Origin of the sequence: Blautia sp. CAG:257 (assembly GCF_000433815.1) — a bacterium.
In the GTDB taxonomy this organism is placed as follows: Bacteria; Bacillota; Clostridia; order Lachnospirales; family Lachnospiraceae; genus Blautia_A; species Blautia_A caecimuris.
In genome coordinates, this window is sequence record NZ_HF999104.1 from 1 (window position 1) to 1,102 (window position 1,102).

Consider the following 1,102-nt stretch of genomic DNA (forward strand, 5'->3'; position numbering starts at 1 on the left):
GAATACATCTGCTTAATGTCTTAACTAAATGACATTGCATAAACGGGCTCCCTTTTTCATATAACAAAATATGTAACGGAGATCAGTCAGCCCGGCTCTTTAACGATATATCAGAAAAACAATTACATCAGCTTATCACAATAATTAATTGCAGGAAATTGATTTCTGTTACCCTCTGTCTGCCAGCGGAATTATAACTGTCTTATTTTAATCCAAGGAGATGATATAGTTCACTATGAGGTCTTTCCGAATATTTTTCATAAATATCAATATAATCCGGATCTTCTGTTCTGTCACAAAACGCCGGAAAAATAAAGCCAAATTCCGGAACACCTGCCTCATAATCACCTGTTACCGGACATATTGCACAGATTAAATATTCATAAACCTCTTCAGAATCCCAAAGACTTTCCTTATCTGTTCCTTTTACGGGAATATCATAAGTACCATGAAAAAAAATCACTGCATAATCATAAGTAAAATGACATTTTTCTGCGACCAGATCATAAAATGTATCCAAAAGCGCATCATTTTTAAGCGCACATGATTTCAGCCCTAAAAGCAACTGACGCATTTTCACTGAGTCACGTCCTGTAAACTGATATCTTTTTAGATTCTTATTGGTTTCTGAAAAAGGAATTGCCTTTGCTATGGAAAGATTTTTGGCTTTGTCTGCGGACGATAATTTCAAAAAATTTGTATTAAAGGTTCCGTCAACAAATCCATCTTTATCCATATAACAGCCTGCAATACGCGTCATTGCTGTACGAGAAACTGTCATACGTCTTGTAAGTTCCAGCATATGTTCCCGGTTTATCTTTAACATAAAATTCCTCTTTTCCTCTCCTGTTAATAATGCAAGACACATCGCCAGCATTGTTCCCTGGGTGTTAATTCGTTTACGAATAACCTTCTGTGTGGGAGTGTTAAGAGTCCACTCTAAAAACGCTAAAAGGTTTAAAACTATTATCCATGCAAAAAAGTCATAAATCAAAATACTGACTTATTTGACGCTTACAAAACTCCATCTGATTGCATCCTTGCGGATCATTTTTTATTTACCAAAAAAGTCAGTACAGAATATATTTTTCCCAGTAAACAA

The 1,102-nt window shown here is 35.2% G+C and carries 1 protein-coding gene; it reads right to left on the reverse strand.

Annotation, left to right across the window (positions count from 1 at the left end):
• Positions 1 to 202 precede the first annotated feature (202 nt).
• Entirely contained in the window at positions 203 to 826 is a 624-nt protein-coding gene (locus tag QVP40_RS11725; protein ID WP_022068584.1) for a DUF4317 family protein, read from the reverse strand.
• Positions 827 to 1,102 lie beyond the last annotated feature (276 nt).